The following is a 26,541-nucleotide window of genomic DNA, read 5'->3' as shown; positions in this document are numbered from 1 at the left end:
AGGGCTGATAGTGAATCCATCGAGCTCGGGTTAAAGGGTCACGCACCGTCAAATGGGCGCCGACTCCGCGAGCGTGGGGGCGTGTTGCAGAAGATCCGGCAGAGCTGCTGCCGGACCTGGCACCGCCCCTTTTCTCTTGGCGACATCTTTGAGGAGGACGGGCCCATGCGTGGCGCGAAGACGATGAAGTGGTCCACTCTCGCGGCGGCCGTGGCCCTGGCGGCAACGGCCTGCGGCGGATCGGGCGGCGACGGCGACTCGGCCTCCGGGAAGCCCGCCGGGTACGTCTCGATGTTCAACGGCGAGCCTCAGCACCCGCTGCTTCCCTCCAACACGAACGAGAAGTTCGGCGGCTACGTCATCGACGCGCTGTTCACCGGGCTCGTCGGCTACGACGCCAAGGGCGGCCTGATCGACATGAACGCCGCCTCGGTCGACACCAAGGACAACAAGACCTGGACCGTCAAGCTCAGGAAGGGCTGGAAGTTCCACGACGGCACGGATGTGACCGCCGAGTCGTACGTCAAGGCGTGGAACTGGATGGCCAACGTCAAGAACAAGCAGGCCAACAGCTACTGGTTCGACGACATCGAGGGCTACAAGGACGTCCACCCGGAGAAGGGCGAGCCCAAGAAGGACGAGATGTCCGGGCTGAAGGTCGTCGACGACCACACCTTCACCATCGAGCTGTCCAAGCCCGTGCCGTACTTCGAGTACAAGCTGGGCTACAAGACCTTCACGCCGCTGCCCGAGTCGTTCTACAAGGACCCCAAGGGCTTCGGCCAGAAGCCGGTCGGCAACGGCCCCTACAGGTTCCAGAAGTGGACCCACAACAAGCTGATCCAGGTCGAGGCCGTCAGCGGCTACAAGGGTTCCAACAAGGCCAAGAACAAGGGCATCCAGTTCAAGAACTACTCCAACCTGGAGTCCGCCTACCAGGACGCCCTCTCCGGCAACCTCGACCTGGTCGACGGCGTCGGGCCGAAGGACCTGCCCAAGCGCAAGGCCGACTTCGGTGACCGGGCCCTGGACGTGCCCTACGCCGGCACCCAGAGCATCGTGCCGGTCTTCTACTCCAAGCCGTTCAAGGACGTCGACCCCAAGGTGATCCAGGGCCTGTCGATGGCGATCGACCGCAAGACGATCACCAAGACGGTCCTCCAGGGCACCCGGATCCCCTCCAAGGGCTTCACCCCGCCGCAGGTCAAGGGCTACCAGAAGCTCGACACGGATGTGCTGTCCTACAACCCGAAGAAGGCCAAGCAGTACATCAAGGAAGGCGGCGGAATCCCGGGCAACAAGATCTGGATCCAGTACAACGCCGACGGCGGCCACAAGGAATGGGTGACGGCTGTCTGCAACAGCATCACCAAGGCCACCGGCGTCACGTGCGTGGGCGACTCCAAGCCGGACTTCCAGACCGACCTGCAGGCCCGCCAGAACAACAAGGTCAAGGGTATGTACCGGGGCGGCTGGCTCGCGGACTACCCGCTGAACGTCAACTTCATGCAGGACCTGTACAAGACCGGTGCTTCCACCAACTACGGCCGGTTCTCCGACAAGAAGGTCGACGAGCTGTTCGAGAAGGGTGACCACGCCGGGTCCCTCGACGCCTCCGTCAAGGACTACCAGAAGGCGGAGAAGGAACTGCTGAAGAAGATGCCGGCCATCCCGCTGTGGGACTACGCGGCCAACATCGTGCACGGCGAGGACATCGACGGCGTCAAGGTCGGCTTCGACGGCAACGTCCTGGTGACCGACATCACCGTCAAGTAGCAGCACGCTGCCGACGCCGGGCCGCCCGCACCGACGCGGGCGGCCCCGGCCGTCGCCTGATCTCCTTTTCCGTTACGGAGGCACTATGGGGCGCTATGTCGCGCGGCGACTGCTCCAGATGATCCCGGTCTTCATCGGGTCGACCCTGCTGATCTTCTGCATGATGTACGCGCTGCCCGGCGACCCGGTGGCGGCGCTGTACGGCGAGAAGAAGCCCGACCCGGCGCAGATCCTGGCGATCAAACACCAGCTCGGACTGGACCTGCCCCTGTGGCACCAGTACTGGAACTACCTCACCGGGCTCTTCCAGGGTGACTTCGGAACCCAGATAGCCACCCAGCGCCCGGTGGCCGACGTGATCGCGCAGGCGTTCCCCGTCACCATCCGGCTGACGCTCTTCGCTTTCGTCTTCACCGTCGTCGTCGGTGTGCTGCTGGGTCTGGTATCCGGCCTGTTCGCCGACAAGGCGTTCGACCGGATCGTGCTCGTCTTCACGCTGCTGCTGATCTCGGTGCCCAGCTTCGTGCTCGGCTACCTCTTCCAGTACCTGTTCGCCTTCCAGCTCGACTGGCTCACCCCGACCGTCCAGGACTCGCGAGACCCGGGGCAGCTGCTGCTGCCCGCCATCGTGCTGGCGGCGCTCTCGCTGGCGTACGTCACCCGGCTGACCCGTACCTCGGTGGCGGAGAACCTGCGTGCCGACTACATCCGCACCGCCGTCGCCAAGGGACTGCCCCGGCGCCGGGTGGTCGGCGTCCACCTGCTGCGCAACTCCCTGATCCCGGTGGTCACCTTCCTCGGCACCGACATCGGTGCGCTGATGGCCGGCGCGGTCGTCACCGAAGGCATCTTCAACGTGCACGGCGTCGGCAACACCATCTTCGAAGCGCTCAACCGGCGTGAGGGCTCCACGGTCGTCGGCATCGCCACGCTGATCGTCATCGTCTATCTCGTCGCCAGCCTGCTCGTCGACCTGCTTTACGCGGTCCTGGACCCGAGGATCCGTTATGACTGAGACCCTGAACGTGCCCGCGTCGGCGTCCATGGAACCGCAGCCGGCCCCGCCGGGCGCGGACGCCAAGCCGGCCAAGGGCCGCAGTCTGTGGTCCGACGCCTGGCACGACCTGCGGCGCAACCCGCTGTTCCTCATCTCCGCCGTACTGATCGTGGTACTGCTGGCGATGGTCGCCTTCCCCGGCTGGTTCACCTCCGCTTCCCCGACCGTGGGCGACCTGACGCACCACTATCAGGGCAAGCCCAACTACGGGCACTTCTTCGCCGAGGACTGGTTCGGATACGACACCCAGGGCCGCTCCGTATGGGCCCGGATGGTGCACGGCGCTCGCGCCTCCGTGCTCGTCGGCGTCCTGGTGACGCTGTTCGTGACGATCCTCGGCGGTCTCGTCGGCCTCGTCGCCGGCTACTTCGGCGGCTGGCTGGACAGCGTGCTCTCCCGGATCACCGACATCTTCCAGGGCATCCCCTTCCTGCTGGGGGCCATGGTCGTGCTGACCACCTTCACCAAGTCCAACCTGTGGGTGGTCATCGCGGCGCTGCTCTTCCTCGGCTGGACGCAGATCGCCAGGGTGGCGCGCGGCTCGGTGATCACCGTCAAGCAGAGCGACTATGTACAGGCGGCCAAGTCCCTGGGCGCGAGCACCGTACGGATCATGTTCCGGCACATCGTGCCCAACGCGCTCGCCCCTGTGGTGGTCGTCGCCACCACGGCGCTGGGCGGCTACATCGCCGCCGAGGCCACTCTCTCCTATCTGGGTATCGGCCTGGCCGCGCCCACGGTCTCCTGGGGTGTGGACGTCTCCAACGGCAAGGACGCCCTGCGCACGGCGCCGCACATCCTGATATCCCCGGCCGTCATGGTGTCCCTCACCGTGCTGGCGTTCATCATGCTCGGCGATGCGGTCCGCAACGCCCTCGATCCGAAGAGCCGTTGAGGGAGGCGGGTAAAGCCATGACCCTGCTCGAAGTGCGTGACCTGCACGTCGACTTCAAGACCCGCGACGGCCTGGTCAAGGCCGTCAACGGCGTCAACTACAGCGTCGAGGCCGGCGAGACCCTCGCGGTGCTCGGCGAGTCCGGCTCCGGCAAGTCGGTGACCGCCCAGGCAATCATGGGCATCCTCGACATGCCGCCCGGCCGTATCCCCCAGGGCGAGATCCTCTTCCACGGCAACGACATGCTGGCCATGTCCAAGGAAGAGCGGCGGAAGATCCGCGGCGCCAAGATCGCCATGATCTTCCAGGATGCGCTCTCGTCGCTGAACCCCGTGCTGACGGTGGGCTACCAGCTGGCCGAGATGTTCCGTGTCCACCAGGGGCTGCGCCGCAAGGAGGCCAAGGCCAAAGCCGTCGAGCTGATGGAACGGGTGAAGATTCCGGCGGCCAAGGCCCGGGTGAACGACTACCCGCATCAGTTCAGCGGGGGTATGCGGCAGCGGATCATGATTGCGATGGCGTTGGCGCTGGAGCCTGATCTGATCATCGCGGACGAGCCGACGACGGCGCTGGATGTCACGGTGCAGGCGCAGGTGATGGAGTTGTTGGCGGATCTTCAGCGTGAGTACAACATGGGTCTGATCCTGATCACACACGATCTGGGTGTGGTCGCGGATGTGGCCGACAAGATCGCCGTGATGTACGCGGGCCGCATCGTGGAGACAGCACCGGTCAAGGAGCTGTACCGGACGCCGGCGCACCCCTACACCAAGGGCCTGCTCGACTCCATCCCGCGCCTGGACCGCAAGGGCCAGGAGCTCTACGCCATCAAGGGCCTGCCGCCCAACATGGCCACAGTGCCTGGCGGCTGCGCCTTCCACCCGCGCTGCCCCGCCGCCCGGGACGTCTGCCGCACCGAACTGCCCCCGCTCGCCGAGGTCGGCGACGGACGTGGCAGCGCGTGCCACTTCTGGAAGGAGACGATCGATGACCGAGCGGCGTGAGCAGGGCGGCCGGGGTGAGCCGATCCTCGAGGTGCGGGACCTGGTCAAGCACTTCCCGCTGACCCAGGGCGTTTTCTTCAAGCGGCAGATCGGTGCGGTCAAGGCCGTGGACGGTATCTCCTTCGACCTCTACCCGGGGGAGACGCTGGGCATCGTCGGAGAGTCCGGCTGCGGCAAGTCGACCGTCGCCAAGCTGCTGATGAACCTCGAGCAGCCGACCTCCGGCACGATCCGTTACAAGGGTGAGGACATCACGCGGTTGTCGGGTCGTGCTTTGAAGGCGGTGCGGCGGAACATTCAGATGGTGTTCCAGGACCCTTATACGTCGTTGAATCCGCGGATGACGGTGGGGGACATCGTGGGGGAGCCGTTCGATATTCATCCGGAGGCGGCGCCGAAGGGGGATCGGCGGCGGAGGGTGCAGGAGCTGCTGGATGTGGTGGGGTTGAATCCGGAGTACATCAACCGGTATCCGCATCAGTTCAGTGGTGGTCAGCGGCAGCGGATCGGTATCGCGCGGGGGCTGGCGCTGCGGCCCGAGGTGATCGTGGCGGATGAGCCGGTCTCGGCGCTGGATGTGTCGGTGCAGGCGCAGGTGGTGAATCTGATGGAGCGGCTGCAGGACGAGTTCGGGCTCTCCTACATGTTCATCGCCCACGACCTGTCCATCGTCCGCCACATCTCCGACCGCGTCGGTGTGATGTATCTGGGCAAGATGGCCGAGATCGGCACCGACGAGCAGATCTACGAGCACCCCACGCACCCCTATACCCAGGCGTTGCTGTCGGCTGTTCCGGTGCCCGATCCGGAGTCGGAGGGGAAGCGGGAGCGGATCGTGCTGGAGGGTGATGTCCCCTCACCGGCCAACCCGCCCTCCGGCTGCCGGTTCCGCACCCGCTGCTGGAAGGCGCAGCAGCGCTGCGCCGACGAGGTGCCGCTGCTGGCTGTTCCCACCCTGTTCGAGGGCTCGGGATCGGGTGCGGCGCACCCGTCGGCCTGCCACTTCGCCGAGGAGCGCGCGGCGGTGGTCGCGGCCTGACGCGGCCGCTGCCCGTGGTGTCCCCCAAACGGGTTCCGGCCCGTTCCGCGGCGGGCAAGGCAGCCAGGCATATGGTGTCAAAAGGTGTTATGTGGGTTCGAGGCGTACTCGAGACCCACAGCGCACCCAGGAGGCACCCATGCGTGGAGCCACCCGCACCACCATGACCAGGCGGGCGCTCGCCGCCGCCGGCGCTGTCGCTCTGACGGCGACGGCCTGCGGCGGCGGCTCGACCGCCAGTGGTGGCGCCGGCGCGCAGAGCGGGGTCGTACGCGCGTTCTGGACCGACCCGCAGCACCCGGTCGAGCCCGCCAACACCAACGAGGTGCAGGGCGGCAAGGTCCTCGACATGATTTCCCGGGGCCTGATGAAGTACAACCCCACCACGGGGAAGGCCGAGAACGCTGTCGCCGAGTCCATCGAGACCGACGACCAGCAGAACTTCACCATCAAGCTGGAGAAGGGCTGGAAGTTCTCCGACGGCACCCCCGTGACGGCCAAGTCCTTCGTGGACGCCTGGAACTACGGAGCGCTGGTCACCAACAAGCAGGTCAACTCCTACTTCTTCCAGTACATCGAGGGTTACGAGGACGTCCACCCCGAGAAGGGGAAGCCCAAGGCGAAGAAGCTGGCCGGGCTGAAGGTGCAGGACGACCACACCTTCACGGTGAAGCTCAACCAGAAGTTCTCCCTCTGGCCGCAGACGCTCGGCTACAGCGCCTACGCCCCGCTGCCCAAGTCGTTCTTCACCGACCACGACGCCTGGCTCACCAAGCCCGTCGGAAACGGCCCCTACAAGGTGGACTCCTACACCAAGGGCCAGTCGATGAAGCTGTCCCGGAACAAGTACTACGCCGGGGAGGACAAGCCGCAGAACAAGGGCGTCGAGCTGAAGGTCTACACGGACCAGAACACCGGCTACACCGACCTCCAGGCCGGAAACCTCGATGTGGTCGACGAACTGCCGGCCGGACAGCTCAAGAACGCGAAACGGGACCTGGAGGGGCGGTACATCAACCAGCCCGCGGGCATCACCCAGACCATCTCCTTCCCGATGTACGACAAGAAGTGGCAGAGCAAGAAGGCCGCCATGGTGCGCCGCGGACTCTCCAGGGCGATCGACCGGAAGGAGGTGACCGAGAAGATCTACCACGGCACCCGCGAACCGGCGACCGACCTGACCTCACCTGTGCTGAAGACCTCCGGCGGCTACAAGCCCGGCCTCTGCGGTGACGCCTGCGAATACGACCCCAAGGCAGCCAGGAAACTCATCAAGCAGGGCGGCGGGCTGCCCGGCGGGAAGATCACCCTGACCTCCAACGTGGACACCGGCTCCCACCGGCAGTGGATGGAGGCCGTCTGCAACAGCATCAACCGCGCGCTCGGCAAGAACAACGCCTGCACCATCAACCCCGTGCCGACGTTCAGCAAATTCCGCTCCGACATCTCGGACAAGAAGATGAAGGGGATGTTCAGGACCGGCTGGCAGATGGACTACCCGCTCATCCAGAACTTCATCCAGCCCATCTACTACACCGATGCCTCTTCCAACGACTCGGGCTTCTCCGACCCCCAGGTCGACAAGCTCATCGACCAGGCGAACGCCGCCACCGACGAGAAGTCCGCCGTCCGCCTCTTCCAGCAGGCCGAGAAGCGCATCCTGGAGACCTTCCCCGCGATCCCGCTGTGGTACCAGAACGGGAACGCCGGCTATTCCAGCCGGGTCAGCAATGTGAAACTCAACCCCTTCTCCGTACCGGTCTTCACGGACATCAAGGTCAAGTGAGCCGCCGTGGGGCGCTACGTCATCAGGCGACTGCTCCAGATGATCCCGGTCTTCATCGGGACCACCTTCCTCATCTTCGTGATGGTGTACGCAGTCGGAGACCCGGTCAACGCGATGTTCGGAGAACGGGCGCCCGACCCGGCGACCGCTGAGCAACTGCGCGCGGAATTCAACCTCGACAAGCCCGTCTGGCAGCAGTACGTGCTTTACATGGGAAAGATCTTCTCCGGTGACTTCGGGAACGCGTTCAACGGCCGCCCGGTGACCGAGTTGATGGCGACGGCCTTTCCCATCACCATCCGGCTGACCCTGCTCGCCGTCGTCTTCGAGATCATCGTCGGCATCGTGCTGGGCGTGATCACCGGGCTGCGGCGCGGGCGGCCGGTCGACTCCGGGGTGCTGATGATGACCCTCGTGGTCATCTCCGTACCGACGTTCGTGACGGGCACCCTCGCGCAGTATCTGCTCGGGGTGAAATGGGGCTGGATCGCTCCCGCGGTCTCGCCGGCCGCGCCGGCGGGCGAGCTGCTGCTGCCCGCGCTGGTCCTCGCGCTCGTCTCGCTCGCCTACGTCACCAGGCTGACCCGTACCTCGATCGCGGAGAACGCCCGCGCCGACTATGTACGGACCGCTGTCGCGAAAGGGCTGTCGAGGGGGCGGGTGACGGTACGGCACCTGCTGCGGAACTCGCTGATCCCCGTCGTCACCTTCCTCGGCACCGATGTCGGCAACCTGATGGCCGGAGCACTGGTGACCGAACGGATCTTCAACATCCAGGGCGTGGGCTTTCAGCTGTGGCAGGGCATCGTCCGGCAGAACTCGCCCACCGTGGTCGGCTTCGTGACCATCCTCGTCATCGTCTTCCTCCTCGCCAACCTGCTCGTCGACCTGTTGTACGCGGTGCTTGACCCGAGGATCCGCTATGCGTAACCCACCCCCCCACCTTGTCGCCGCCGACGGTCGCGTACTCCCTCGCGCGTGGACGCGCCCGCTCGCGGATGAGCCCTCTTGCCGGGCGGAGCCCTCTTGCCGGGCGGAGCCATTCTGCCGCCGGCGCGGCGCGCGACCACGGCGGACAGGGTCCGGCGGAATGCACGGCAGGCGGCGCCACCACGCCCTCTTGGCCGAACTCCGTTCGGCACCGCCGGTCTCCGCTCACGGGCTTCTCGCCGTTGTGGCGGAGAAGAGGGGGGCGGTGGGGAGGGGGAGGTTGTGAGTGGGGCATCCGCGTTCGAGGGGGGCAGCCGGGCCGTCGACGGCGGAGTGGCGGACGGGCTCACCGCGGAGGGCGCGCCGCCACCAGGAGGGGAGTCCGACCAGCGGGAACCGGGTCCACCGCCTCCGGGGCGGGAGTCCCAGGAGCGCGCGCGGAGCCTGTGGTCCGACGCGTGGCACGACCTGCGGCGCAACCCCGTCTTCGTGATTGCGGGGCTGCTCATCACCTTTCTGGTGCTCATCTCGGTCTGGCCGGGACTGATCACCAGCCAGGACCCGCTCTCCTGCCGGCTCGGCCGCTCCCTCGACCCGTCCTCGGCGGGACACTGGTTCGGCTTCGACACCCAGGGCTGCGACGTCTATACGCGCGTGGTCCACGGAGCCCGCACCTCGGTGACCGTCGGGGTCTGCGCCACGGCGGGGGTCGCGGTGCTGGGCAGCCTGCTGGGCGGGCTGGCGGGGTTCTTCGGCGGAGTGTGGGACGCGATCCTCTCCCGCGTCACGGACATCTTCTTCGGCATTCCGATCGTCCTCGGCGGACTGGTCTTCCTCTCCATGACCGGCAGCCGCTCGGTGTGGACGGTGGTCACCTTCATCGTCCTGCTCGGCTGGCCGCAGGTCGCCCGTATCGCGCGCGGCTCGGTGATCACCGTCAAGCAGAACGACTATGTGCTGGCGGCACGGGCGCTGGGGGCGAGCCATGTACGGATGATGGCGCGCCATATCCTCCCGAACGCCGTCGCTCCCGTGATCGTGACCGCGACCATCGCGCTGGGGACGTACATCTCGCTGGAGGCGACGCTCAGCTATCTCGGCGTCGGGCTCCAGCCGCCCACCGTCTCCTGGGGCGCCGATATCTCGGCGGCCTCGCAGGGCATGCAGTTCCGCAACGCGCCGCACATCCTGCTCTATCCGGCCGCCGCGCTCAGCCTCACCGTACTGGCCTTCATCATGCTCGGCGACGCGGTCCGCGACGCCCTCGACCCGAAGCTGAGGTGAGTGCGGGTGAGCCTGCTGGACGTCCGTGACCTGGCCGTGGAGTTCCGTACCCGGGACGGTGTGGCCCAGGCCGTCAACGGGGTGAGCTACAGCGTCGAGGCCGGTGAGACCCTCGCGGTGCTCGGCGAGTCGGGATCGGGCAAGTCGGTGACAGCCCAGGCGGTCATGGGCATCCTCGACATGCCGCCGGGCCGGATCACCGGGGGAGAGATCGTCTTCCAGGGCCGGGACCTGCTGACGCTCCCGGAGGAGGAGCGGCGGAAGATCCGCGGTTCGAAGATGGCGATGATCTTCCAGGATGCGCTCTCGTCGCTGAACCCCGTGCTGACGGTGGGCTATCAGCTGGCCGAGATGTTCCGTGTCCACCAGGGGCTGCGCCGCAAGGAGGCGAGGGCGCGGGCCGTGGAGCTGATGGAGCGGGTGCGCATTCCGGCCGCCCGCCAGCGGGTGGGGGACTTCCCGCATCAGTTCAGTGGGGGTATGCGGCAGCGGATCATGATTGCGATGGCGTTGGCGCTGGAGCCTGATCTGATCATCGCGGATGAGCCGACGACGGCGCTGGATGTCACGGTGCAGGCGCAGGTGATGGAGCTGTTGGCGGATCTTCAGCGTGAGTACAACATGGGTCTGATCCTGATCACGCACGATCTGGGTGTGGTCGCGGATGTGGCCGACAAGATCGCCGTGATGTACGCGGGCCGCATCGTGGAGACGGCCCCCGTCGGCAACCTCTACCGAACGCCGGCGCACCCTTACACCAAGGGCCTGCTCGACTCCATCCCGCGCCTGGACCAGAAGGGGCAGCAGCTCAGCGTCATCCGTGGGATGCCGCCCAGCCTGCTGCAGATCCCGCCCGGCTGCGCCTACAACCCGCGCTGTCCCATGGCACGCACTGTGTGCCGTACGGACGAACCACCGCTCTACGAGGTCGTCGACGAGCGGCGCAGCGCCTGCCACTTCTGGAAGGAGATGTTCGATGCGAGCTGACCACTCGGGGCGCGCCCAGGCCCCGGGGGAAGGCCGTGAGGCGCTCTTGGAGGTGCGGGACCTGGTCAAGCACTTCCCGCTGACCCAGGGCGTCCTCTTCAGGCGGCAGATCGGCGCGGTCAAGGCCGTGGACGGTATCTCCTTCGACCTGCACAAGGGCGAGACCCTGGGGATCGTGGGGGAGTCGGGCTGCGGCAAGTCGACGGTGGCCAAGCTGGTCACCCATCTGGAGCAGCCGACCTCCGGCACGATCCGTTACAAGGGTGAGGACGTCACGCGGTTGTCGGGTCGTGCTTTGAAGGCGGTGCGGCGGAACATTCAGATGGTGTTCCAGGACCCTTATACGTCGTTGAATCCGCGGATGACGGTGGGGGACATCGTGGGGGAGCCGTTCGATATTCATCCGGAGGTGGCGCCGAAGGGGGATCGGCGGCGGAGGGTGCAGGAGCTGCTGGATGTGGTGGGGTTGAATCCGGAGTACATCAACCGGTATCCGCATCAGTTCAGTGGTGGTCAGCGGCAGCGGATCGGTATCGCGCGGGGGCTGGCGTTGCGGCCCGAGGTGATCGTGGCGGATGAGCCGGTCTCGGCGCTGGATGTGTCGGTGCAGGCGCAGGTGGTGAATCTGATGGAGCGGCTGCAGGACGAGTTCGGGCTCTCCTACATGTTCATCGCCCACGACCTGTCCATCGTCCGCCACATCTCCGACCGCGTCGCAGTGATGTACCTCGGCAAGATCGTGGAGATCGGCACCGAGACCGAGATCTACGACCATCCCACGCACCCCTATACCCAGGCTCTGCTGTCGGCTGTTCCGGTGCCCGACCCGGAGTCGGAGGGGAAGCGGGAGCGGATCGTGCTGGAAGGTGATGTCCCCTCACCGGCCAACCCGCCCTCCGGCTGCCGGTTCCGCACCCGCTGCTGGAAGGCGCAGCAGCGCTGCGCCGACGAGGAACCGGCCCTGGCCGTCCCGGAGAACTTCGCCGCCACCCTGCCGGACGAGCCGGTGCACCACCCCTCGGCCTGTCACTTCGCCGCTGAGCGTGCAACGGTGATCCCGCCGGTGGGCTGACCCCGCCAGTGGGCTGTCCCCCACGGTGGGCTCACGGCCGGGGATCACCAGGCCCGCGGCGGAGCTCCGTAGGGCGCGGTGCCGCCCTGGTACGAGGGGACGGTGGAGGAGTCGCGGCGCTCTCCGCGGGAGAGAGCCACCAGCAGCGCGCAGCCGACGGCCACCTCGAAGGCGTCGGTCAGAATGTGGAGTTGCGCTTCGATGCCGAGCTCGCCGAAGTGCTCGATCAGTTCCGTCTTGAGATCGAAGGCCATGGCGAACAGGCCGAGAGCGAGCAGGGGCGCAGCCGCGATCAGGCCGAAGGGCCGGGAGAAGGCGACCCCGGCGAGTGCGGCGACGGCGGCGACCAGGGTGAGCAGGACGACGGCCCACAGCACCCAGCCGGAAGGGGCGTCCAGCAGCCGCACGATGGTCCGCTCGCCGGTCAGCGTCATCTCGTACCGGTCCCAGCCGTTCTGCTGCCAGGTGCGTATCTCCCAGGCGGCCAGCACCACACCGCAGGCGCCCAACAGCAGGAAGGCGGCCACTGCGCCGCCCCGGGTGGGGCCGGCGGGCGGTTCGTCAGCGGGGTCGGGGGCGGCTTGTACGCCGTATCCGGAGGGGCCGTACCCGGAGACGGACTGCGCCGGACGGCGGCCGACGACGGCCGTGACCACCAGCACGGCCCCGATGACGACGGTCGCGATGGTGCTGAAGAGGACCTTGCTCAGCAGCCCGTCCGGGACGCCCTGCATCCAGTCGGCGTTGAGGTTCCACAGGCCGGGGGTGCGCACGGCCACGGTCAGCAGCCCTGTGCAGGTGAGTATCGCCGCGGACGAGGAGGAGCGGAACGCGGTCACCGCAGCGACCGAGTACAGCAACATCAGCGTCGGCTCCAGGAAGGAGGTCACCCACACCCCGTCCTCGGCGCGGGCGGGCAGGCCGGCCCAGTTCCACCAGACGTCGACGACCTCGTGCGCCTTGGTGAAGTCCCTGATGATCCAGGCGAGGCTGATCAGCGCGAGCGCGGCGGTCAGCAGTGCTCCGAAGGCCCGCGCCCCGCGCGCGAGCGTCCTGTCCTGGCCCATGGCTCGGCCCCCCGTTATGTGCGGTGTCGCGACGTCCCAGATCCACCCGTGTCTACCCGTGATCGCCGTGCGGCTACAAGCGCCCCCGGTGCCGCGACGCACGCCGATGCGTCCGCACGCCCATGTTCGCACGATGCACACCGCTCGCGCATGGGAACGCCATCAAACCAGCCGTCCGAGGGAGTTGGGAGCCGTACGCACTTCGCAGCGGCGGCTTCGGATATCGGTGAGGAGTCGGCCGTGTTGCGGGTCTGTTAAGGCGTTTCCCTGGGATTTATTCAGCTATGTCCGCTGGGCTGCTGTGATGTCAAGCACGTTGCGACCTCGATCTGCGCAACGTTCGCTCAAGAAAGCGTTGAACGGCGTTCAGCCTGACCAACACCCCTTGACTGGTGCGTAATTGGCTTGCGAAAGTCCGGCTCAACCCACCCGCATCACGCCCAACGATTCGGGTTCCGGCGAGATTTGAGCGCGGGAGCACACACGCGATGACGAGTACTTCCCAGACTGCTGCGGCGGACGGGGCCGACACCCCTGGCCCCGACGGCGCCGGTCTGAGTTCTACGCGAGTTGCCAAAGAGGCCGACCTCGCGGGCCGATCCCCCGGCCAGCTCATGTGGATGCGCTTCAAGCGCGACCGCACCGGCGTGGTCTCGGCGTGCATCGTGCTCGCCTTCTTCCTGATCGCGGCGCTGGCCCCGCTGATCTCCAAGCTGTACGGCAAGGATCCGTACACCCGCTACGGGCAGCTGAGGCCGGACCTGCTGAACGAGAACTTCTACCCGGTGAAGCCCAACGGCGGCATCGACGGGGAGTTCTGGTTCGGGCTGGAGCCCGGGCTTGGCCGGGATGTGTTCACCCAGCTGCTCTACGGAATCCGCAACTCGCTGGCGCTCGCGGTGATCATCACCCTGCTGTCGGTGCTGACGGCCATCGTCATCGGCGTCGCGGGGGGCTACTTCGGCGGCAAGGTCGACTACTTCCTCGGCCGGTTCACCGACCTGATGATGTCCTTCCCCAACCAGCTGTTCTTCGTGGCCTTCACGCCTGTCGTCGCGGCGCTCCTGGTGGACCCGCGGGACGAGATGCCGACGTGGCTGCGGGCCGGCGTGCTGGTCTATGTGATGTGGCTGCTGGGCTGGATGACACTGGCACGGCTGCTGCGCGGACAGACGCTGTCGCTGCGGGAACGGGAGTTCATCGAGGCGGCGCGGGTCGCCGGCACCCCCTCGGGCCGCATCGTCCGCAAGGAGCTGCTGCCGAACCTCGTCACGCCCATCCTGGTGCAGGCCACCTACATGCTGCCCAACAACGTCACCGCCATCGCTGGGCTCTCGTTCCTCGGTGTCGGTCTGCTGGAGCCCACCCCCGACTGGGGCCGGATGTTCGCCAAGGGCGCCGAGATCTATCAGAGCGACATCACCTACATGTTCTTCCCGGGCGGCGCGATGGTGATCTTCATCCTCGCATTCAACCTGCTCGGAGACTCGGTCAGGGACGCGTTCGACCCCAAGTCCGGCCGATGAGGGCCAGGCGCGACCGAGTGGTGGGGGGTGCTGCCACCCCGTACGGCATCAGTCAGGCAGCGACGGACAACCGACAGGCAGGTGCAGACACCACCATGAGCAGAGTGAGCATACGCACGGCGCGTGCCTCCCTCGCGGCGCTCGCCGCCGGCGCACTGTTCCTCACCGGGTGCAGCAGCGGCGGTGGGGGCGACGACACGAAGAAGGACGAGAAGGCCAAGCAGCAGGGCCAGGACGTCTCCTACACCTTCGCCGACGAAGCCGCCTCCAAGGGCCCGGCCCCCGAGGTCAAGGGCGGCCGCAAGGGCGGCACCATCAAGGTGCTGCAGCGTGACAGCTTCGCGCACCTGGACCCCGCGCAGATCTACGTCAGCGACGAGGGTGCGCTCGCCGAGCTGATCCACCGCGGTCTGACCACCTACAAGAAGGTCAGCGACGACAAGTACGAGGTCGTCGGCGACCTGGCCACCAACAGCGGTACCAAGTCCGACGGCGGCAAGACCTGGACGTACAAGCTCAAGGACGGGATCAAGTTCGAGGACGGCTCGGCCATCACCTCGAAGGACATCCGGCACTCCATCGAGCGCACGTTCGCCCCCTTCGTCACCGAGGGCCCCACCTTCATCCAGCAGTGGCTGGCCGACACCGGCGGCACCGACTACCGCAAGATGCTCAAGGACGGCCCCTACAAGGGCAAGCACCTGCCGGACGACGTCCTGGAGACGCCGGACGACAAGACCATCATCTTCCACTTCAAGAAGCCGCAGGCCGAGCTGCCGTACGCGCTGGCGATGGCCGGCTACTCGGTGGTGTCCGAGAAGAAGGACACCAAGGAGAAGTACGACAAGAAGCCGCTCTGCTCGGGCCCGTACAAGATCGCCTCGTTCAAGTCCGGCAAGAGCATGAAGCTGGTCCGCAACTCCGAGTGGGACCCGAAGACGGACCCGGCCCGGCACCAGTACCCGGACGCGTTCAACATCCAGTTCGGAGTCTCCTTCGAGGACTCCACCAAGCGGCTGATGTCCGACGCGGGTGAGAACCAGACCGCCACCAGCTTCACCAACCAGGTCGACGCCTCCAGCCTGCAGAAGGTGCGCACCGACCCGGAGATCAAGAAGCGCACCGTCGGCGGCTTCCAGTCGTACGTCAGCTACCTGAACATCAACATGGACCGGATCAAGAACAAGAAGGTCCGGCAGGCCATCGCCTACGCGATCCCGAACCAGTCCATCGTCTCGGCCTTCGGTGGCGCAGGCGGCGGTGAGATGGCGGGCAACTACATCAGCCCCACGCTGGTCGGCCACAAGAAGACCGACCCCTTCAACAAGCTGAAGAACCCGCAGGGTGACGTCGAGAAGGCAGCCAAGCTCCTCAAGGAGTCCGGCAAGAAGGGCATGAAGCTCACCTTCGCCTACCAGAACGCGCCCGAGTGGCAGCAGTTCGCGGTGGCCGCGACCCAGAACCTGGAGAAGGCCGGGTTCGACGTCCAGAAGAAGGACATCATCGCGGACACGTACTACGACCAGATCGGCAAGGTCAAGAACGGCTACGACATCTACCACAACTCGTGGGGTGCCGACTGGCCCAGCGCTTCGACCGTCGTCCCGAACCTGTTCGACGGACGCCAGATCCAGGACGGTGCCGCCAACTACTCGCACCACAAGAACCCGAAGTTCGAGAAGGAGATGGACCGCATCCGCTCCATGTCCGACGCGAACAAGGCCGCCGATGAGTGGCAGAAGCTCGCGGACAAGATCCTCACCGAGGACGTGCCCGCCGTGCCGATGCACTACTACAAGGCGATGCAGATCTCCGGTTCGAAGATCGGCGGTATGTACTTCGACGAGCGACTGCACGACATCAATCCGACGTCGCTCTACGTGAAGAAGTAACCCACCGCGCCCTCGGGCGCCGAATCCGCCGCCCGGCCCGCTGAGGCCGGGCGGCGGAGCCCCGGGGGAGGCAAGCCCCCGGTCCGTCCCGCACGTCTCGATCCCGCTGTCGCACGAGAGCTGCGTTCCGTCATGCTGCGATTTCTCATCCGCCGGTCGCTCGGCGCCGTGGTGATCCTGCTGGTCATCAGCGCTGTCACCTTCTTCCTCTTCTACGCCGTCCCACGGGACCCGGCGATGCTGGCCTGCGGCAAGAACTGCACGCCGGACGCGCTCGCGGTCATCCGCAAGAACATGGGGATCGACGAGCCGGTCCCGGTCCAGTACTTCCACTTCATGGTCGGCATCGTCGCCGGGCGCCAGTTCAACGTGGGAGACTGCCCGGCGCCGTGCTTCGGCTACTCCTTCGCCAACCAGGACCCCGTGTGGGAGACCATCCTGGACCGCTTCCCGACCACCGTCTCGCTGACCGTCGGCGGTGCCGTGGTCTTCCTGACCATCGGTCTGAGCGCGGGCATGATCGCCGCCTGGAAGAAGGGCACGGTCATCGACAAGGCGTTCAGCTCGATGTCGCTGGTGCTCTCCTCGATGCAGATCTACTTCATCGGCCCGCTGGTACTGGCACTGGTGGTCTACAACCTGGAGTTGCTCGACCAGCCCAAGTACGTGCCGCTCACCCAGGATCCGGTCGGCTGGTTCATGGGTCTGCTGATCCCCTGGATGGTCGTCCAGATCATCTTCACCGCGAACTACACCCGTCTGTCCCGGTCCTCGATGATCGAACAGCTGCAGGAGGACCACGTCAGAGCGGCCAGAGCCAAGGGCATGTCGGGCAAGTACGTCTTCTTCCGCTACGCCTGGCGCGGCTCGCTGATCCCGATCATCACCATCTTCGGCGTCGACCTGGGCTCGCTGTTCGGCGGCGCGATGATCACCGAGTGGACGTTCTCACTGCCCGGGCTGGGCACCCTCGCGGTCAACTCGGTGCAGAACACCGACCTGCCCATGGTGATGGGCGTGATGCTCTTCGCGGCCACCTTCATCATCCTCTTCAACATCATCGTGGACGCCGCCTACGCGTTCATCGACCCGCGCGTACGGCTGTCCTAGGAGAACCGGCACATGACCACCCTGACCAAGGAAGCGGACGTACCGGCCCCGCGCGACGGCGGCAGCGGGGACGCCTTCCTCTCGGTGCGCGATCTGTACGTGCACTTCGACACCGAGGACGGCACCGTCAAGGCAGTCGACGGGCTCTCCTTCGACGTGGAACGCGGCCGCACCCTCGGCATCGTCGGCGAGTCCGGCTCCGGCAAGTCGGTCACCAACCTGTCCATCCTCGGGCTGCACAACCCGCGGACCACCGAGGTCTCCGGCGAGATCCTGCTGGACGGACAGGAGCTGACCGGCGCGCGGGAGAAGACGCTGGAGACGCTGCGCGGCAACAAGATGGCGATGATCTTCCAGGACGCGCTCACCGCGCTCTCGCCGTACTACACGATCGGGCGGCAGATCGCCGAGCCCTACCGCAAGCACATGGGGGTCTCCAAGCGGGAGGCGCACCTGCGGGCCGTCGAGATGCTGGAGAAGGTCGGCATCCCGAACCCGAAGACCCGGGTCAACGACTACCCGCACCAGTTCTCCGGCGGTATGCGGCAGCGCGCGATGATCGCCATGGCGCTGGTGTGCAACCCGGACCTGCTGATCGCGGACGAGCCCACCACCGCGCTCGACGTCACCGTGCAGGCGCAGATCCTCGACCTGCTCAAGGACCTCCAGCAGGAGTTCGGTTCCGCCATCATCTTCATCACCCACGACCTCGGCGTCATCGCCAACGTGGCCGACGACATCCTCGTGATGTACGGCGGACGCGCCGTCGAGCGGGGCAGCGTCTCCGAGGTGCTGCGCTCGCCCCAGCACCCCTACACCTGGGGCCTGCTCACCTCCATGCCCCGGCTGAGCGGGAACGTCAACGAGGAGCTGACGCCGATCCACGGCTCCCCGCCCAGCCTGCTGGCGCCCCCGTCCGGCTGCCCCTTCCACCCGCGCTGCGGCTACGTCGACGAGGTGGCCGGCAAGTCATGCACCGCCGACCGGCCGCTGCTGCCGGACGGCCGGGGCGCCGCCTGTCATCTGACGGCGGAGCAGAAGCGGACGTTCTTCGTCGAGCAGATCAAGCCCAGGCTGAGCTAGGACAGGCAGAGGGAGAACCGGACCAATGAGCGATGACCTCACCCTGACCAAGCAAGGCGAGGGCGAGCCGCAGGACACACGGCCCGCACGGACGGGAGAGCCGCTGCTGAAGGCGGAGAACCTGGCCAAACACTTCCCGATCATGGGGGGCTTCCCCTTCAAACGGAAGGTGGGCGAGGTCCAGGCCGTCTCCGGCGTCGACCTGGCCGTGCACCCGGGCGAGAGCTTCGGCCTCGTCGGCGAGTCGGGCTGCGGCAAGTCCACCACGGGGCGGCTGCTGACCCGGCTGCTGGAGCCGACCGGCGGCTCCCTGAGCTACGCCGGGCAGGACATCACCCACGCGAAGCGCAAGCAGATGGCGCCGATCCGCTCCGAGATCCAGATGATCTTCCAGGACCCGTACTCGTCGCTCAATCCGCGGCAGACGGTCGGCACCATCATCGGCGGCCCCATGGAGGTCAACGGGATCAACCCGCCCGGCGGGCGTGAGCGGCGCATCCGCGAGCTGCTGGAGACGGTCGGTCTCAACCCCGAGCACTACAACCGGTTCCCGCACGAGTTCTCCGGCGGCCAGCGCCAGCGCATCGGCGTGGCCCGTGCCCTGGCGCTGGAGCCGAAGCTGATCATCGCCGACGAGCCGGTCTCCGCGCTGGACGTCTCCATCCAGGCGCAGGTGGTCAACCTGCTCCAGCAGGTGCAGCGGGAGATGGGCATCGCCTTCGTGTTCATCGCCCATGACCTGGCGATCGTGCGGCACTTCTCCGAGCGGGTCGCGGTGATGTACCTCGGCAAGATCGTCGAGGTGGGGGAGCGGGAGGCGATCTACAACCGCCCCCGCCACCCCTATACGCACGCGCTGCTGTCGGCGGTGCCCGAGGCCGTGCTCCACGAGGAGGAGCAGGCGGACACGGGAACGGCCAGGGAGCGCATCCGGCTGGCCGGAGACGTGCCCTCGCCGATCAACCCGCCCTCGGGCTGCCGCTTCCGCACCCGCTGCTGGAAGGCGCAGGACAAGTGCGCCACCGATGAGCCCCCGCTGGTGCAGCTCCCCGGGAATACGGCAGGCCATCTGACGGCCTGCCACTTCCCGGAGGAGCCGACGACTGCCGCTCGCGCGGAGGACGTCGTGAGGGATGAGGCGCTCCGCACCATGGAGGACAGCAAGCCTTAGGCATCGCCTTTGCTGGGGAGGGGGGTGCCCCTTGCTGTCCGTTGCAGGCTGCGGGTGCATTCGTGGCTGGTCGCGCAGTTCCCCGCGCCCCTGACGGGGCGCAGCCCCCGCAGGGTCGCAACGTCAGCCGGCCACCCCCAACGACCGCTTCAGGAAGTCGACCTGGAGCAGCAGCAGGTTCTCCGCCACCTCGGGGCCGCTTGCCATATGGGTCACCCCCGACAGGGGGAGCACCTCGTGCGCGCGGCCCGCGGCGAGCAGGGCGGAGGACAGCCGCAAGGCGTGGGCGACCACCACATTGTCGTCGGCGATCCCGTGAATGATCATCATCGGCCGATGAGGGCTGTCCGCGTCCACCAGCGACAGCCCCTCGTCGGTGATCAGCGAGGACCCCGCGTACACCTCGGGATCGTTCTGCGGGGTGCCGCAGTACCGCTCCGTGTAGTGGGTGTCGTACAGCCGCCAGTCGGTCACCGGCGCACCGGCGACCGCGGCGTGGAAGACGTCGGGCCGCCGCAGCACCGCGAGGGCCGCCAGGTAACCGCCGTACGACCAGCCGCGGATACCGACCCGGGACAGGTCCAGCGGGAAGTCCTCGGCGAGCGCGTGCAGCGCCTCGACCTGGTCGTCCAGCGTGACGGAGGCGAGCCGGCGTGAGACGGCCTTCTCCCAGCCGGGGCTGTGCCCCGGCGTCCCGCGCCCGTCCGCCGTGACCACGGCGAAGCCTTGGTCGGCGAACCACTGCGCGGTCAGATGCGCGTTGTGCGCCGCGACGACGCGCTGCCCGTGCGGCCCGCCGTAGGGGTCCATCAGAACCGGCAGTGGCCCGTCCGACTCCCGGTAGCCGGTCGGCAGGACGACGGCGGTCGGGATGCGCCGCTTCCCGGCGTGCAGCAGCCGCGGCGCGGTGGCCAGCACCGGCGTCTCGGCGTAGGAGGCGACGGTACCGAGCGGGGCCGAGTCGGCCTCGCGCAGCAGTACCACCCGCGTGCCGGGCCGGGAGGGGACCGCGGTCGAGAGCACCAGAGTTCCTCCGCCGCGCACGGCGGAGGCGAGGTGCGGCGTCTCCTCGTCCGCGATCCGCACCGCCTCCCCGCCGTCGAGCGGCACCCGGTAGACGCCGATGTCCCCGGGTGCGCTGCGCGCCGCCGGGCCACTCGCGGTGTCCGCCTCCGCCTCGTCGGAGCGGGCACCGTCGCCTTCCGAGGCGGAGAAGAGGATGTCCCGCTCCCCGATGTCGAGCACGGCCCGTACGTGCAGCGCGGAGGTGGTGAGCCGCCGTGCGCCCGCCATCAGCACCCGTGCGCCCGGGCTGCCGGGCGCCCCGGGGGTTTCACCGCCTTCCCCGGCCTCCCCCGCTTCCGCAGCCGCGCCGGCCTCGTCGGCGATCCGCACCAGACTGCCGTCCGGCGCCCACGCCGGGACTCCGCCGAAGAGTTCAAGCCAGATTGCATCCCGCTCGGTGAGTGTGACGGAAGTCGCACCCGTGGCGGTGTCCACACTCAGATACGCGGCCTCGCGCTGATCCCTGCTCTGGACGAGCAGCAGCGGCGGCCCGGCCTGCGACCAGTGCACACGCGCCAGATACGGGTAGCGCTCCCGGTCCCACGCGACCTGGGTCCGGGAGCCGTCGAGGCCGAGCAGATACAGGGTGACCTCGGCATTCTCGGTGCCGGCCGCCGGATAGGCCACCCTGGTCGCCTCCTCCTGCGGGTTGGCCGGATCGGCGATGGTCCAGCGGCGTACGGGAGCGTCGTCCACCCTGGCGACCAGCAGCCGGTCCGAGTCCGGGGACCACCAGTGACCGCGGGTACGGGACATCTCCTCGGCGGCGATGAACTCGGCCAGGCCCCAGGTGACCGTCCCGGCCCCGGGCTCGGCCAGCGCCCGGTCGTCCTCACCCGTGGCCGCGACGACCCGCAGCGCACCGGCTGCTACATAGGCCACATGCCGCCCGTCCGGGGACGGTCGCGGGTCCACCACGGGGGTCGGCACCGGCAGCTCCACCGCCTTACCGCCGTTCGGATCAGCCGCGCCGCTCAGATCAGCCGTGAAGAGCCGACCCGAAAGGGCGAACGCGGCCATCCGCAGGGAAGTGTCAGTGGCATATCCGACCACGCCCGCTGTCCCCTCCCGGCTCCGCTCGCGCCGGGCGCGCTCCTCGGGGGAGAGCTCCTCGGCCGCGCCGCCCAGCAGTGCCTCGGGATCGGCCGCGATCCGCTCCTCGCCGCCGGCCACATCCCGCACCCAGAGGAGATGTGCCCGGTCGGAGCCGCTACGGGTGCGCAGGAACGCCACCCGTGTGCCGTCAGGGGCGACAGTGAAGGACCTGGGGGAGCCAAGTGTGAATCGGTGGGTACGCGCGTGCTGCCGCGGGAAAGTCGTAGCCATGCGGCCGACCGTACTTCGCTTGAGCCGGGCTGTGATCCGCTCCGGGTGCCCGCCGGGACGATCGTCGGGTGGTGTGCAGTTGGCTGGAACTGAATATGCGCCCCTCCTCTGCACCTGTGCACCGAGCCGTGCGGTCGTGCGGATAATTATGATCCGTTGCGCATGGTGAGTGCTGGGTATGAAGCCGGTGGCTCCTCCATGCCGGAGGCGTGCTGCCGTGTCCGTGTGACCCGTACCGATCCCGTACCGACCGTGCGTACTTGGAGGTGAACCGCCGTGGCACTCTCGATTTCGGCGGTGGTGCTGCTGGCGATCATCGTCATCCTGCTCGTCAGGAAATCCGGGCTCAAAGCCGGACACGCGGTGATCTGCGTGCTGTTGGGCTTCTACCTGGCCAGTTCCTCGATGGCGCCCACCATCAACGACTTGACCACCAACGTCGCCGGGATGATCGGCGAGCTGAAGTTCTGACCCGAACCCTTACGGCACTCCGGCCTCACCGGCCTCACCTCGTACAGCGCATCCACCCCGAGCCCGCAGCGGCCGCCCGCGGCGTCCGTCGTAGGCTCGGGGCATGACCGCTGCGTTTCCTCCGGGGGCGGCCCCCGGTTCACCGGCCGCCCCCGAGCGCCGCCTGCTGCTGGTGCACGCGCACCCCGACGACGAGTCGATCACCACGGGTGCCACCATGGCCAAGTACGCGGCTGAGGGCGCACACGTCGCCCTCGTCACCTGCACCCTGGGCGAGGAGGGCGAGGTCATCCCGGACGGGTTGGCGCACCTGGCACCCGGCCAGGACGACACCCTGGGCCCGCACCGCATCGGCGAACTCCGCGCCGCCATGCGCGCCTTGGGCGTCACCGACCACCGCTTCCTCGGCGGCCCGGGGCGCTACCGGGACTCCGGCATGATGGGCGCCCCGACCAACGACCGCCCGGGCTGCTTCTGGCAGGCCGACCTGGACGAGGCGGCGCACCTGCTGGCCGCCGTGGTGCGCGAGGTCCGCCCCCAGGTGCTGGTCACCTACGGCCCCGACGGCGGTTACGGACATCCGGACCACATCAAGGCGCACCGCGTCGCCATGCGCGCCGTCGAGCTCGCCGCGCTGGACGGGCGCCGTGCCGGGGGCGCGCCGCACCAGGTGCGGCGCGTGTACTGGAACGTCGTGCCGCGCCCCGTGCTCGACGAGGGATTCGCCCGGCTGTATGCCGCCGCCGACGACGGTGAGGTGTTTCCCTTTCCGGGCTTCTCGGGCACAACGGGCTTCGCGCAGCCGGACGATGTACCGGGGGTGGTGGAGAGCGCGGGCGAGGTCGATGTCACGGTGCACGCCGAGGCGTACGAGGAGGCGAAGGCCGAAGCGATGGCAGCACACGAGACCCAGGTGTCGGTACGGCGCACCTCGCGCGGTCACTTCTTCGCGCTCTCCAACGGCGCGGCCCAGCCGCTGACCGGAACGGAGTTCTTCCAGCGCGCCGACCGCGCCGACCACCCCGACGCGGCACCGGCCGGAGCCGATGATCTGTTCGCCGGGGTGGACGCATGACAGCGGCGGGCGCGAACACGGCGGTGGAGAAGGGCGCAGCGGACTGGGGGCCGTATCCGCGGGCGCTGGGGGGCCGGGTCGCCGTTTACGCGGCGCTGGCCGTCCTCGGCGTGCTGACCGGAATCACCGGAACCCTCGTCCAGGGCGGATGGTTCCCGCTCGGGCTGCTGCTGGCACTGGCGGCCGCCGTGGGACTCTTCTGGGGCGGCTCCAAGCTGTGCCGTACCAAGGTGGGGGCAGCGGCGCCGGGCGCCGGATGGGTGCTGGCGGTGCTGCTGATGACGCCCTCGCGTGCCGAGGGCGACTTTCTGTTCGCCGCCGGAATCGCCAGCTATGTCTACCTGTTCGGCGGCATGCTCGCGGCTGTGATGTGTACCACCATCGCGTTGCCCGCACCCCCCGTGCGGCCCGGTAAAAACCGCTGAGAGAGCCGCCACCGGGCGATTCGGCGGTCGCGGGGCCCCAGCCCCGCGCCCCAAGTACAGTGGTGCGCGCCGGCGAGCCGCCTTCAGGCCAACAGGAAGACGGCGAATCCATCCGGGAGTACCTGTTTTGAGTCGTGAAACTGACAGTTCGTCCTCCGGGCCCAAGCGGCGCGGCGGTTCGTCGTACCCCTCGGGGACCGAGCCGTACGGCACCCCGGGCTCCGGCGCGGGCCAGGGCGACCGGAAAGCCGAACCTTCGGCCGGGTCCAAGCCGGACGAGCCGAAGACGGAGACGACGCTCACCACCCGCATCCGTATCAACATCCCCGGCTCTCGGCCGATCCCGCCCGTGGTGATGCGGACGCCGGTCGCCGACGACGGCGATGACGGCGCGTCCGACGGAACGGACAGGGGGACCGGCGGCCAGGAGGCGAAGGGCACCCCCGACCTCGGCGCGGGCAAGCGCGCGACCGGCGGCGGCTCCGGTGCCGCCGCTGTCCCGCCGCCGCCGGGCGGCCAGACCGGTGGCCCGGCAGGTCGGCCGTCCCCCGCGTCCGGTCCGTCCCCGACCGTCGGCAGCGGTACGGGCGCAGGCGCCGGAGACGCGTCCGGTGGTGAGGAGAAGTTCACCCAGCAGACCAGCGACTGGTTCGCGCCCCGCAAGCCACCCCGCAGCAGTTCGGCGCCGTCCGGTCCGGCCGCCGCCGGTCCGGGCGCGGGTGCCGGTACGGGCTCAGGTCCCGCCGCTGCCGGGGACCGTGGCGATCTGCCGTACGTCTCCGGGCCGGGGCCCGAGACGACTGGCACGCACGGGCGGCCCGAGTCGACGGGCACGCACGGAATGCCGGAGACGACCGGTACGTATGGCATCCCCGAGTCGACCGGCACGCACGGGATTCCCGAGTCGACCGGCACGCATGGCATCCCCGAGTCGACCGGCTCGCACGGCATCCCCGAGTCGACCGGTACCCACGGCATCCCGCAGGTGTCCGGGAGCGGGTCGCCGTTCCCCGGCGGGGCCGGTCCGATGGACACGCCACCCGACGGCGTGCCCCACCTCGGCACCACCGCACCGGGGGGTCCCGCGGGCCCCACAACGGGCCCGGCGACCGGCGACATGCCCGTACCGCCCACCCGGGGCGGCGGAGCGCCCGGCTCCCTGGCGGCGCCCGGAGCGGGTCAGAACCCGGGCGACCAGGGGCGTGGAACCTCCGCCCTGGACACGTTCGACCGAGGGCACTCCGACGGCGACGGCGGTCCGGGCACGGGTCCCGGCGGAACACCGCCGGACGGCACCCCGATGGTGCCGGACACCGGCAGCTCCCCCTTCGGCGCGGGCGGCGCGCAGTCGCCGGGCGCGCCCGGCGAGGGGCGGCTGTCGAGCGACACGATGGTCAGCGGCGTTCCGCAGGTGGGTGGCCCGGGCGCGCCCGGCGACTCCGCCGTGCCGTCGCCCGGCCCCTCGTCCCCGGCGCCCGGCGCGGGGCCCGCCGGCTCGCCGTCGGCACCGAGCGGCGCCAAGCCCGCCAAGCCCGCGAAGCCGGCCAAGAAGGGCGGCCGCTCCAAGCTGGTGCTCGCGGGCGTGGCCGTCGTCGGCGTCCTCGGCGTGGCCTACGGAACGGGCCTGCTGCTCGACCACGCCGACGTGCCCAAGGGCACCACGGTGCTCGGTGTGGAGATCGGCGGGCTGACCAAGCACGAGGCCGTCAACAAGCTGGACGACGAACTGGGCGACCGGACCAAGGAGCCGTTCCGGATCAGGACGAGCGGTGGCCAGACGGAGCTGAAGCCGAGTGTGGCGGGGGTGACCCTCGACACCGAGGCCACCGTGCGCTCCGCCGCGGGCCGCGACTACAACCCGGTCTCCGTCATCGGCTCCCTCATGGGCGGCACCCGCGAGGCGGACCCCGCCGTCGAGGTGGACGATGCCAAGGTGCGCGCAGCGCTCAAGCCCCTGATCGCGAAGGCCGAGGCCAAGTCGCCGTCCGAGGGCATGGTCAAGTTCACCGGCGGCAAGCCGGTCGCGGTCAAGGGCAGCCCGCACAAGGTCATCGATGTCGACAAGGCTCCGGCCGCGCTGAAGAAGGCGTTCATCCAGCGGGCCGTCTCCGGCAAGAACGAACCGGTCGAACTCCCCGGCACCGTGCGCAAACCCAAGGTGACCTCTGCCGAGCTGAACAAGGCGGTGGACGGTTTCGGCCGGACTGCGATGTCCGGCTGGGTCTATCTGAAGGCGGGGGATGTGGAGGTCCCCTACAGCCAGAAGACGATCGGGACGTTCCTGACGATGCGGCCCTCAGCCAACGGGAAGCTCCAGCCCTACATCGACACCGCGAAGCTGAAGGAGACCTACGGGTCGGCGTTCGACAACGTGGTGATCCAGGGCGGTGCCGGCACGGTCAGGATGACCCCGCGGCACGCGGCTGCCGCCATGGTCGACGCCCTCAGGAAGAAGGCACCGGCGCAGCCCGCCAAGCGCGTCGCCGAGGTCCCGGGAGCC

Annotated in this window: 21 protein-coding genes; 19 read left to right on the top strand and 2 right to left on the bottom strand. The window is 68.3% G+C overall.

All coding sequences use genetic code 11. From position 1 onward, the window contains the following. The first annotated feature begins 165 nt into the window (after positions 1–165). The 10 genes from JW592_RS18810 to JW592_RS18765 all read left to right on the top strand — a co-directional run bounded on the left by JW592_RS18810 (position 166) and on the right by JW592_RS18765 (position 11,830). Positions 166–1,776: a peptide ABC transporter substrate-binding protein gene (locus tag JW592_RS18810; protein ID WP_209266308.1), complete on the top strand. Its 1,611-nt coding sequence runs from the start codon at positions 166–168 to the stop codon at positions 1,774–1,776. An 85-nt stretch (positions 1,777–1,861) separates the two neighbouring features. Further along, the gene (locus tag JW592_RS18805) at positions 1,862–2,791 is read left to right on the top strand and encodes an ABC transporter permease (RefSeq protein WP_209266307.1); all 930 of its coding nucleotides are present in this window, start codon (positions 1,862–1,864) and stop codon (positions 2,789–2,791) included. Next, complete coding sequence (locus tag JW592_RS18800) at positions 2,784–3,728, top strand: ABC transporter permease (protein WP_209266306.1); 945 nt, start codon at positions 2,784–2,786, stop codon at positions 3,726–3,728. Before JW592_RS18805 ends, JW592_RS18800 begins: the two co-directional genes overlap by 8 nt. 17 nt (positions 3,729–3,745) lie before the next feature. Continuing rightward, entirely contained in the window at positions 3,746–4,732 is a 987-nt protein-coding gene (locus JW592_RS18795; RefSeq protein ID WP_209266305.1) for an ABC transporter ATP-binding protein, read from the top strand. Next, the gene (locus tag JW592_RS18790) at positions 4,716–5,771 is read left to right on the top strand and encodes an ABC transporter ATP-binding protein (RefSeq protein ID WP_209266304.1); all 1,056 of its coding nucleotides are present in this window, start codon (positions 4,716–4,718) and stop codon (positions 5,769–5,771) included. Before JW592_RS18795 ends, JW592_RS18790 begins: the two co-directional genes overlap by 17 nt. A 139-nt stretch (positions 5,772–5,910) precedes the next feature. Next, positions 5,911–7,557, top strand: a complete 1,647-nt coding sequence (locus tag JW592_RS18785; RefSeq protein ID WP_209266303.1) for a peptide ABC transporter substrate-binding protein — start codon at positions 5,911–5,913, stop codon at positions 7,555–7,557. Between the two features lie 6 nt (positions 7,558–7,563). Continuing rightward, the gene (locus tag JW592_RS18780) at positions 7,564–8,487 is read left to right on the top strand and encodes an ABC transporter permease (protein WP_209266302.1); all 924 of its coding nucleotides are present in this window, start codon (positions 7,564–7,566) and stop codon (positions 8,485–8,487) included. A 282-nt stretch (positions 8,488–8,769) separates the two neighbouring features. Continuing rightward, on the top strand, positions 8,770–9,771 hold the full coding sequence (locus JW592_RS18775; RefSeq protein ID WP_209266301.1) for an ABC transporter permease: 1,002 nt from the start codon (positions 8,770–8,772) through the stop codon (positions 9,769–9,771). A gap of 6 nt (positions 9,772–9,777) precedes the next feature. After that, positions 9,778–10,758, top strand: a complete 981-nt coding sequence (locus JW592_RS18770) for an ABC transporter ATP-binding protein (RefSeq protein ID WP_209266300.1) — start codon at positions 9,778–9,780, stop codon at positions 10,756–10,758. Then, complete coding sequence (locus JW592_RS18765; RefSeq protein WP_209266299.1) at positions 10,748–11,830, top strand: ABC transporter ATP-binding protein; 1,083 nt, start codon at positions 10,748–10,750, stop codon at positions 11,828–11,830. The genes JW592_RS18770 and JW592_RS18765 overlap by 11 nt, the downstream gene beginning before the upstream one ends. Positions 11,831–11,874: 44 nt before the next feature. Here JW592_RS18765 and JW592_RS18760 read toward each other — a convergent pair whose 3' ends face one another. Then, a complete protein-coding gene (locus JW592_RS18760) occupies positions 11,875–12,897 on the bottom strand; it encodes a hypothetical protein (RefSeq protein WP_209266298.1) in 1,023 nt (340 codons plus the stop codon). Positions 12,898–13,385: 488 nt separating this feature from the next. Between JW592_RS18760 and JW592_RS18755 the strand changes: the two genes are divergently transcribed. From JW592_RS18755 to JW592_RS18735, 5 genes are all read left to right on the top strand, one after another. Further along, positions 13,386–14,423, top strand: coding sequence for an ABC transporter permease (locus tag JW592_RS18755; RefSeq protein ID WP_267878042.1), 1,038 nt, complete (start codon positions 13,386–13,388; stop codon positions 14,421–14,423). 95 nt (positions 14,424–14,518) lie between these two features. Next, positions 14,519–16,315: an ABC transporter substrate-binding protein gene (locus tag JW592_RS18750; protein ID WP_209266296.1), complete on the top strand. Its 1,797-nt coding sequence runs from the start codon at positions 14,519–14,521 to the stop codon at positions 16,313–16,315. 132 nt (positions 16,316–16,447) lie between these two features. Then, the gene (locus JW592_RS18745; RefSeq protein ID WP_209266295.1) at positions 16,448–17,425 is read left to right on the top strand and encodes an ABC transporter permease; all 978 of its coding nucleotides are present in this window, start codon (positions 16,448–16,450) and stop codon (positions 17,423–17,425) included. Between the two features lie 12 nt (positions 17,426–17,437). Further along, complete coding sequence (locus JW592_RS18740) at positions 17,438–18,508, top strand: ABC transporter ATP-binding protein (RefSeq protein WP_209266294.1); 1,071 nt, start codon at positions 17,438–17,440, stop codon at positions 18,506–18,508. 25 nt (positions 18,509–18,533) lie between these two features. After that, positions 18,534–19,679 (top strand): ABC transporter ATP-binding protein, encoded by a 1,146-nt coding sequence (locus tag JW592_RS18735; protein WP_209266293.1) that lies wholly within the window; start codon positions 18,534–18,536, stop codon positions 19,677–19,679. 123 nt (positions 19,680–19,802) lie between these two features. Here JW592_RS18735 and JW592_RS18730 read toward each other — a convergent pair whose 3' ends face one another. After that, positions 19,803–22,070: a prolyl oligopeptidase family serine peptidase gene (locus tag JW592_RS18730; protein WP_209266292.1), complete on the bottom strand. Its 2,268-nt coding sequence runs from the start codon at positions 22,068–22,070 to the stop codon at positions 19,803–19,805. Positions 22,071–22,346: 276 nt separating this feature from the next. Between JW592_RS18730 and JW592_RS18725 the strand changes: the two genes are divergently transcribed. From JW592_RS18725 to JW592_RS18710, 4 genes are all read left to right on the top strand, one after another. Continuing rightward, entirely contained in the window at positions 22,347–22,541 is a 195-nt protein-coding gene (locus tag JW592_RS18725; protein ID WP_099883855.1) for a hypothetical protein, read from the top strand. 103 nt (positions 22,542–22,644) lie between these two features. After that, positions 22,645–23,616 (top strand): N-acetyl-1-D-myo-inositol-2-amino-2-deoxy-alpha-D-glucopyranoside deacetylase, encoded by a 972-nt coding sequence (mshB, locus tag JW592_RS18720; protein ID WP_209266291.1) that lies wholly within the window; start codon positions 22,645–22,647, stop codon positions 23,614–23,616. Further along, positions 23,613–24,041, top strand: a complete 429-nt coding sequence (locus JW592_RS18715) for a DUF6113 family protein (protein ID WP_229376374.1) — start codon at positions 23,613–23,615, stop codon at positions 24,039–24,041. The genes mshB and JW592_RS18715 overlap by 4 nt, the downstream gene beginning before the upstream one ends. A gap of 127 nt (positions 24,042–24,168) precedes the next feature. Next, positions 24,169–26,541, top strand: a 2,373-nt coding sequence (locus tag JW592_RS18710; protein WP_209266290.1) for a peptidoglycan binding domain-containing protein, incomplete at its 3' end; no start/stop codon positions are given.

The sequence above is a fragment of the Streptomyces spirodelae genome (genome assembly GCF_017676385.1).
Lineage (GTDB): Bacteria > Actinomycetota > Actinomycetes > Streptomycetales > Streptomycetaceae > Streptomyces > Streptomyces spirodelae.
This window is presented reverse-complemented; position numbering and strand designations above follow the sequence as displayed.

Bases quoted from the DNA above. Each gene is read 5' to 3' on its own strand.
- JW592_RS18810 (WP_209266308.1), top strand. From the start codon at position 166: ATGCGTGGCGCGAAGACGATGAAGTGGTCCACTCTCGCGGCGGCCGTG.
- JW592_RS18805 (WP_209266307.1), top strand. From the start codon at position 1,862: ATGGGGCGCTATGTCGCGCGGCGACTGCTCCAGATGATCCCGGTCTTC.
- JW592_RS18800 (WP_209266306.1), top strand. From the start codon at position 2,784: ATGACTGAGACCCTGAACGTGCCCGCGTCGGCGTCCATGGAACCGCAG.
- JW592_RS18795 (WP_209266305.1), top strand. From the start codon at position 3,746: ATGACCCTGCTCGAAGTGCGTGACCTGCACGTCGACTTCAAGACCCGC.
- JW592_RS18790 (WP_209266304.1), top strand. From the start codon at position 4,716: ATGACCGAGCGGCGTGAGCAGGGCGGCCGGGGTGAGCCGATCCTCGAG.
- JW592_RS18785 (WP_209266303.1), top strand. From the start codon at position 5,911: ATGCGTGGAGCCACCCGCACCACCATGACCAGGCGGGCGCTCGCCGCC.
- JW592_RS18765 (WP_209266299.1), top strand. From the start codon at position 10,748: ATGCGAGCTGACCACTCGGGGCGCGCCCAGGCCCCGGGGGAAGGCCGT.
- JW592_RS18760 (WP_209266298.1), bottom strand. From the start codon at position 12,897: ATGGGCCAGGACAGGACGCTCGCGCGCGGGGCGCGGGCCTTCGGAGCA.
- JW592_RS18755 (WP_267878042.1), top strand. From the start codon at position 13,386: ATGACGAGTACTTCCCAGACTGCTGCGGCGGACGGGGCCGACACCCCT.
- JW592_RS18750 (WP_209266296.1), top strand. From the start codon at position 14,519: ATGAGCAGAGTGAGCATACGCACGGCGCGTGCCTCCCTCGCGGCGCTC.
- JW592_RS18745 (WP_209266295.1), top strand. From the start codon at position 16,448: ATGCTGCGATTTCTCATCCGCCGGTCGCTCGGCGCCGTGGTGATCCTG.
- JW592_RS18740 (WP_209266294.1), top strand. From the start codon at position 17,438: ATGACCACCCTGACCAAGGAAGCGGACGTACCGGCCCCGCGCGACGGC.
- JW592_RS18735 (WP_209266293.1), top strand. From the start codon at position 18,534: ATGAGCGATGACCTCACCCTGACCAAGCAAGGCGAGGGCGAGCCGCAG.
- JW592_RS18730 (WP_209266292.1), bottom strand. From the start codon at position 22,070: ATGGCTACGACTTTCCCGCGGCAGCACGCGCGTACCCACCGATTCACA.
- mshB (WP_209266291.1), top strand. From the start codon at position 22,645: ATGACCGCTGCGTTTCCTCCGGGGGCGGCCCCCGGTTCACCGGCCGCC.
- JW592_RS18715 (WP_229376374.1), top strand. From the start codon at position 23,613: ATGACAGCGGCGGGCGCGAACACGGCGGTGGAGAAGGGCGCAGCGGAC.